Origin of the sequence: Leptolyngbya sp. FACHB-321, assembly GCF_014695975.1 — a bacterium.
Taxonomy (GTDB): Bacteria; Cyanobacteriota; Cyanobacteriia; order Leptolyngbyales; family Leptolyngbyaceae; genus Stenomitos.
The window spans coordinates 22,941-29,019 of sequence record NZ_JACJPI010000085.1 but is presented as its reverse complement, the minus strand read 5'-3'; the positions used below and the strand labels follow the sequence as shown (position 1 = coordinate 29,019).

Below are 6,079 nucleotides of genomic sequence, written 5' to 3'. Positions count from 1 at the left end.
TTACCATTGTGGATACGTCCGTTCTTGACCGTTTTGACGGACGCACAAAGGGGGCAGGCAGGCATAGGAGGAGAACAACTCTACTTCTCTATCATTACATCTTGAGCACTACCCACCCTTAGTTAGATCAGTTTCCGGCTGCTCAAACAACTCCATCACAAAGCGAGTGCGCTGCTCCGCTGACCAACCCAACGCTGCTACCTTCTGGTCGATCGCCTCTCGGAGACTCGCTTCCGGAAGAGGGAACTGCTGCACCACCGCTCGCAACAGTACTGGTGACTCCAGAAAGCTCGTGAAATCTGGGCGCACATACCAATCAGCTTGCTCCAATGCAAAGGCAGGTGGTGGCGCTGTGAAATAAATGGCATCCAGCTCGTCCTCAACGCACAGCCAGCCTACCATACGTGCCAGAGCCAGCCAGTCTTCTTCACCAGGCTCCAGGTAACGGGCACCCACTGCCAGTAAATCGACCGTTGCCAACGGATTGTAAACACCAGCCGACCAAGCCAGAGCCGTCGCTTCCGGATGCTCTTGCTGGTAGTGGGCAAAGAATGCTTCGACTTCTGCCTGCATGACCTGATCGGCAGCCGCGTCCGGCACTGGCGGTGGAGACACAACACTCAGTTGCCGAACTTCTTGCAAGGCAGTCTTACTACCGCGACGTTGCGGTTGCGCTCGTCCAAACCCACCTGGCATGACTGCCTCCTCGCTCAACCAACCTTCAAGTTGCACTGATGTCGTGGCATCAGTGCCGACGAGACTGACCAACTCTTTCCGTGCTTGGGACGTAAAGAACTGCTGGGCTTCTGCCACCAGAATCGGGTCACCGCTGTCCCACCATACCTGCATCTTAGCAAGCTGCTTCTCTACCCTGTCAGACTTCTGAGAGATGAATTTATGGGGTGAACCTGTGGAAAACCCCCCAGCCCCCCCAACCTCTGAAGACCCAACCGCTTGCCCTGTGGGGGCAGCGGCATGGGACACAAGCTTATTGGTATCAACAGGGTGGTAGCCCCCTCCCTGTATGACTTCTAGCGATTCCACGTGGATGGAATCTGTATCGGCAGGGTGGTAGCCCCCTCCCTGTATGGGTTTGACATACTTTGGATGCCACAACTCCTTGTATTTATCTAAAGTTTGATTCCCGATCCCATAGGCTCTGATTGCTTCTCTACGGGCGGTCGTTGTCTCTGGTAAAGCATGGCGTTGCTGTAAGTCGCTAAGAGCGTGCTGGATGCGATCGCGGGCGGCTTGTGACTGCGTCTGGTTCCAGTTGGGCTTGGGTGGTGCAGTTGGTTCTAGTAAGGGTGCAGTCTTTGCCTGGTGCTTGGAGCCGAAGGGGTAGTAGCGGCTGGACTGGATGGAACGGGCATAGAACATGGCTCGTTGTTCCAGGTGGGCTCGATGGCTGCAATAGGTCTCAAAGCCAGGGAGCGATTGCGCGACTTCACAGATGGCGGCGGCGAGGTCTTCACCAGTGAGAGGAGCAGAGCCACGCTGGACATGGCCGAAGATGTATTCCCGCATGGCAATGCGACCTAACAGGTAGTTAGTCTGCCCGGTGTCGGTCCACCCGCTTAATACTTCGGTGTTCAGGTCATGGAGAAATTTCTCGGCTTTGCCAGAGAGTTTGTACCGTTTGCGTTTCGTCTGTTGCAAAACTCGTTTCAGGGTGCGTGGGTCGATGGCGTTGCGCTGCTGGGCGAACTGCCAGCGTTGTACAAACGTAGTTTGGTCGCCGTAGATGGGCTGGAAGTCACGGTTGAGCAGGTAGGAGCCGACTTGCAGGGGCAGCCGATGGGCAGCGTAGAGGTTGGGTGTTTCGCTAAAGGGTTTGGGGTTGGGGAAGAGTTCGAGTTGCCCTGGTTTGAGTTTGAACCCAGCGTTAGCCAACAAGGTGGAGACGACCTGGGCGACCGCCCAAGTTTCTTGGGTCTTCTGGAAGGGTAGGTAGAGGTGGAGTCCACCGCTGTAGCTACTGGTAACGGCGATGGTTTCGACTAAACCTAACGGCTCTAGTGTGGCTAGTAGGCGGGGGATGGCCAAGTGATCGCTCTGGGGGTGGTAGAGACTACTGATGTCGATATCAAGCATGAGGTAGTCGGTCTGTTTGCCAAACCGCACGCCGTATAAGTAAGCGCCTGCTTGCAGCAGGCGATCGCTCAAGGGATGCCTATCTTCAGTTTTCCAGTCAGGGCGATCGCCCGGGTCTGGATGCTCGGCATAGATGAAATCGAACCGCTGTGGAAAGAGGTTCAAGAACGCGTCTGACTCTTGAATTGCTTGAAATTGGGAGGCAGGGAGATTCATCGCTACGCCTCCCTGCCCAGACAAACGTACGGCAGGGGCTGCTTTCCCTGCCTTTTATTTTTTGATCTTTGATGCACAAGTTTACTCCCTATGGCTGGAACAACAGCGGATAGGAAGCCATGCCAAAACTAGAGCAATTTGTCAAAAAGGTTGCACCTTTTGACAAATTGCCACTAAAATTGGCATAGCAAAGCTGGATGACCTAACATTTGTGCTCGCCAAAGCTGTGAGTTAGAGTCCCCGCCCCTATCCTTGAATTTAATAACAAGCCTTCTAACCCCTTCTGTTTCCCGCAGTGGGGGTTTTTGGCTTCTAGATATTCCTAGAACATAACCACGCTCCTTGCGCTTTCAAAAGAACAAACTTGGTGACGTATCAGCCGTGTTTCTCAGCTCAGCAATTCGGCTTTAGAGAGTATATTTGATCTGCTCCCAGATCCGGACACCCTGCTCTGATTTTTAACGGCAGCGGCCAGGGTTAATGACCAGCCCTGAAGACTTGCTCAGCTGTCAGTGTTAACTCTGGGAAAGTCAGAGACTCAATCCGCTCCCTACCTCTAAATTGCTTCATCTGATACTCTCCATCTCTAAGTACATAGACTGAAAAAGTAGGTTGTTTTGGTTTGCCAATATAGCGAGTGCCGCCTAGTCCTAAGTAATCGACCAGCCAATACTCTTGAATTCCCATCGTTTCGTAGTCTTCAAATTTGCGGGCGTAGTCAGTTTCCCAGTTGGTACTGACCACCTCGACAACGAGCTTGATAGTGCTGCCTCTAGTAATGGTGGCTTCCTGCTGCCAAAGGGGTTCCTTTGCCAAGGTTTGGCGATCAACTACCAGTACATCGGGTAGATAGCCTGTGTTCCAGCTAGGAGCCTTAATAAGTGCTCGCCTAGGGAACTTGTAAGGATATTGCAGCCGATTCGCCTCTAGAGTGAGCGCTGTGGACAGTAAATCAGTGACATCTTCATGTCCACCCGTTGGTTGCATCTCGAAAACAATTCCATCAATCAACTCGTAGCGTCCGTCCTGGGGTAGCCAAGTGACGAACTCCTCAAAACTCATCGGTTTTTCAATCGCTGCAATCATGCGATTACCCCTTACTTGCCTTTCAACTTCTCCAACCCTGGAAGGTCTGGAACGTTTGGCGGTTCTCCTCTTAGAACACTGACTACGATCGCTTGAATGAGGTTCGGCACTGTCCGAATCTCTTTATCTGCCCATTTTTCGAGAATTTCAAACTGATCATCCTCAAAAGATACGGTTGTACGCCGCATATCGTCTGCTTCCCGCTTGGAATGCATAAATCATATCCTTCCTCTCTGGATGATCTTCTTTCTGCATCAAACTAATCAAGTGCATTGATTGTAGCATTTGATGTAATTTATGCTAGCATCTTTTACGAGATTCGTTGCTATTTCATTGCAACGGGATCCTTTCGGATAACGCGGCAATGGAAGCGATAAAACCATGACCGTCTATGTCTTACAGCCGCCGGGTCACTCCCTTAAAGAGTTAGCGTGGCGACTCTCAAGAGTGAGAGGTCGGAAAGTCCCTGACCGCACCTTGCGATGGTGGATCGAACAACTTCACATCGAGCCAAATGCCTACGGGCTTTATGACGACAGTGATTTAGCCGTGCTGATCAGTCTTGTCTTATTTCTCAAACGCTGCCGCTCGCTCGCCAAATTCAAAACCCTACTAATTCAGGAGCTAGAAACCCATGCCCCTTAACACTGATGCGCTCAAAGAATCCGTCAACGGACACAAACCCAAAGCCAAGCGCCCCAACCCTAACGTTGAACAGCAACAGCAACGGCTCTCTGAACTGGATCACCAAAGCGCCCATGCCATTACTGCCTTAGCCCAGACGGGTGTCAACACCATCAACGCCCAAGTGTTTGCCTTCGATGCCAAATTGACCCAGTTTGAGCGCAGTACCGCCAAAGTGATGGCCGAGCGCCTGCGGCAATCTCAACTCCGCATTCAGCAATATCTGGTCGCAGAACTCAGCGGACACCCCGATCAGCGCGCCGACTTTGCAGTGCTGCTGGACGATGCCCTAGAGGTGCCTGACTTGACCAGCAACTTCCTGGCGATCTCCCCTTACACAGCCGCTGGTGCGTTGCCGCTGTAAGCCACACGCTGCGTCTGTCAGACACTGTGCCCCGTCAGTCTCAACCACCGTCACGGTGCTAAAGCCATGCCACAGCCTCCTAACCCGACCGAGGGACAATTCTTCACCCTGCAACCAGTGCCACCACCAGAACCTCAAGCCACCACTCATTGGGGCTTACCCCTGGCTCTGGGCTTGCTGGCGATTCCGCTGTTAATGTTCGGCTTCGGTTTCTCGCAACAGCAGACACCCGCCACAACCGCCGCCATTCCCACCGCTACACCTTTCGTTTCGCCGCTGCCGACCCCGTCACTAGCATCGGAAGATGCGATCACACCACAGCCAGAAACGTCTGCAGCGCCGCCCACACCGGCTGTAACCAATGCCCCATCAGCAACCCCGCATGACCTTGCCACCCTCCGATCGCCCATATCCAGAGCCCTGGCGTAGCCGCCAACTTCCGCGCCGCGCCCAGTTTTCAAAGTCCAGTCTTGGGCGTGTTGCTGCACGGTGACCTGGTAGAACTGTCGCCTGATCGCCGCGTGCAGCAAGACGGCGTGACGTGGGTGCCCGTACGTTGGCGGAGTCAATCCGGTTGGCTCGCCAGCAACTTTATTGGAGGACAAACTGATGCCCAACCCTAAAGCCCTACCACCCGCCGCATCGGCCAAACTGTGCGTCTGGTCGAACCAAGCAGGCAGACCCTATCTAGTGCAACAGCAGCCGGACGGCAGCACCACCTTTACCCCGCTCGAAACTGCTCTCGCTCAAGCACAAACGCCTACTACGTCTGAGCGTGTCACTACCTACCGTGAACCACTCAACACCATGCTGCTTGGCGTAGTAGCGGTACTTGGGTTTGTCTTAGGCGGTTATTTGCTGGGCTTTTTCGCCGGTGCTGCTAGTCAGCGCGTTGTCCTTGTCCCCCGCTCACCCCTCTGCGACACCCAGCGCAGCAGTTTCTTATTCTGGTCCTCTGAAACGAAGGAGTGTCACTGATGTCCGCACCAAGAGCGAAAGGTTACAGCAGCGGTCCTAAGGGTATCCAATCTCACCTCCTGCCGCACGCGGGCGCGCTGACCGAACGTGCTACCCGCTACTTTGGCATTGACTTGGCACGCCTAGCGCAGATGAGCGACCACGAACTCGCTTTGTTTGCCGACCGCGCCACTGCTATGACCCGTCTGAAAGACGTGCTGCCAATCCTGGAGAAGCACTTCACTACCTTGATCGAAGGGCAAGTTGAGTACGAACAGTTTGTCCAACGCGTGCTGAAGCAAGCCGAGAAAGGCTCTAAGCAAATCGATAAGAGCCTGCTCGATGCGTGGCTGCTCTCTAAAGGTTACGACAAGCATCTGCAACTGCTCAATCAGAAAGCTGGACACGGGATGCAGAAGCTCGAAGCCGAATATCGCTCCGAGTATGACCTGAACCGTTTGGACTTCCAGAGTGCGATCAAGTTGATTCACCTGCGCCATCAGAACCGTGCGAAAGCAATCGGCGAGAAAGTGCCCCAGGCACAGCGCCAGATGCAAGTGCAGGAAGCGTTGCGGCGACAGGCGGAAACCCGCAAAGAACGGCTGACTTACGGCACCGCTGGCAAACCTGGCAAAGGCTTCTGGCATGGTGTCAAAGACTTCTTTCGAGTGTGAGGTG

At 53.9% G+C, this 6,079-nt stretch carries 9 protein-coding genes; 6 read left to right on the top strand and 3 right to left on the bottom strand.

Annotation, left to right across the window (positions count from 1 at the left end; genetic code table 11):
* Positions 1 to 108: 108 nt before the first annotated feature.
* The 3 genes from H6F76_RS28110 to H6F76_RS28100 all read right to left on the bottom strand — a co-directional run bounded on the left by H6F76_RS28110 (position 109) and on the right by H6F76_RS28100 (position 3,611).
* Positions 109 to 2,310: a hypothetical protein gene (locus tag H6F76_RS28110; RefSeq protein WP_190513330.1), complete on the bottom strand. Its 2,202-nt coding sequence runs from the start codon at positions 2,308 to 2,310 to the stop codon at positions 109 to 111.
* Positions 2,311 to 2,787: 477 nt separating this feature from the next.
* Positions 2,788 to 3,396, bottom strand: a complete 609-nt coding sequence (locus tag H6F76_RS28105; protein ID WP_190513328.1) for a Uma2 family endonuclease — start codon at positions 3,394 to 3,396, stop codon at positions 2,788 to 2,790.
* A gap of 11 nt (positions 3,397 to 3,407) precedes the next feature.
* Positions 3,408 to 3,611: a hypothetical protein gene (locus H6F76_RS28100; RefSeq protein ID WP_106255759.1), complete on the bottom strand. Its 204-nt coding sequence runs from the start codon at positions 3,609 to 3,611 to the stop codon at positions 3,408 to 3,410.
* A gap of 166 nt (positions 3,612 to 3,777) precedes the next feature.
* Between H6F76_RS28100 and H6F76_RS28095 the strand changes: the two genes are divergently transcribed.
* From H6F76_RS28095 to H6F76_RS28070, 6 genes are all read left to right on the top strand, one after another.
* Positions 3,778 to 4,041 carry a hypothetical protein gene (locus tag H6F76_RS28095; RefSeq protein WP_190513326.1) on the top strand — a complete coding sequence of 88 codons (264 nt, stop codon included), beginning with the start codon at positions 3,778 to 3,780 and terminating at the stop codon, positions 4,039 to 4,041.
* Positions 4,031 to 4,444 carry a hypothetical protein gene (locus tag H6F76_RS28090; RefSeq protein WP_190513324.1) on the top strand — a complete coding sequence of 138 codons (414 nt, stop codon included), beginning with the start codon at positions 4,031 to 4,033 and terminating at the stop codon, positions 4,442 to 4,444. Before H6F76_RS28095 ends, H6F76_RS28090 begins: the two co-directional genes overlap by 11 nt.
* A 66-nt stretch (positions 4,445 to 4,510) precedes the next feature.
* Positions 4,511 to 4,873, top strand: coding sequence for a hypothetical protein (locus tag H6F76_RS28085; RefSeq protein ID WP_190513323.1), 363 nt, complete (start codon positions 4,511 to 4,513; stop codon positions 4,871 to 4,873).
* Entirely contained in the window at positions 4,846 to 5,067 is a 222-nt protein-coding gene (locus tag H6F76_RS28080) for an SH3 domain-containing protein (protein ID WP_347276149.1), read from the top strand. Before H6F76_RS28085 ends, H6F76_RS28080 begins: the two co-directional genes overlap by 28 nt.
* On the top strand, positions 5,054 to 5,422 hold the full coding sequence (locus H6F76_RS28075) for a hypothetical protein (RefSeq protein WP_190513319.1): 369 nt from the start codon (positions 5,054 to 5,056) through the stop codon (positions 5,420 to 5,422). Before H6F76_RS28080 ends, H6F76_RS28075 begins: the two co-directional genes overlap by 14 nt.
* Positions 5,422 to 6,075 carry a hypothetical protein gene (locus tag H6F76_RS28070; protein ID WP_190513317.1) on the top strand — a complete coding sequence of 218 codons (654 nt, stop codon included), beginning with the start codon at positions 5,422 to 5,424 and terminating at the stop codon, positions 6,073 to 6,075. The genes H6F76_RS28075 and H6F76_RS28070 overlap by 1 nt, the downstream gene beginning before the upstream one ends.
* Positions 6,076 to 6,079 lie beyond the last annotated feature (4 nt).

Bases quoted from the DNA above. Each gene is read 5' to 3' on its own strand.
- H6F76_RS28110 (WP_190513330.1), bottom strand. From the start codon at position 2,310: ATGAATCTCCCTGCCTCCCAATTTCAAGCAATTCAAGAGTCAGACGCG.
- H6F76_RS28105 (WP_190513328.1), bottom strand. From the start codon at position 3,396: ATGATTGCAGCGATTGAAAAACCGATGAGTTTTGAGGAGTTCGTCACT.
- H6F76_RS28100 (WP_106255759.1), bottom strand. From the start codon at position 3,611: ATGCATTCCAAGCGGGAAGCAGACGATATGCGGCGTACAACCGTATCT.
- H6F76_RS28095 (WP_190513326.1), top strand. From the start codon at position 3,778: ATGACCGTCTATGTCTTACAGCCGCCGGGTCACTCCCTTAAAGAGTTA.
- H6F76_RS28090 (WP_190513324.1), top strand. From the start codon at position 4,031: ATGCCCCTTAACACTGATGCGCTCAAAGAATCCGTCAACGGACACAAA.
- H6F76_RS28085 (WP_190513323.1), top strand. From the start codon at position 4,511: ATGCCACAGCCTCCTAACCCGACCGAGGGACAATTCTTCACCCTGCAA.
- H6F76_RS28075 (WP_190513319.1), top strand. From the start codon at position 5,054: ATGCCCAACCCTAAAGCCCTACCACCCGCCGCATCGGCCAAACTGTGC.
- H6F76_RS28070 (WP_190513317.1), top strand. From the start codon at position 5,422: ATGTCCGCACCAAGAGCGAAAGGTTACAGCAGCGGTCCTAAGGGTATC.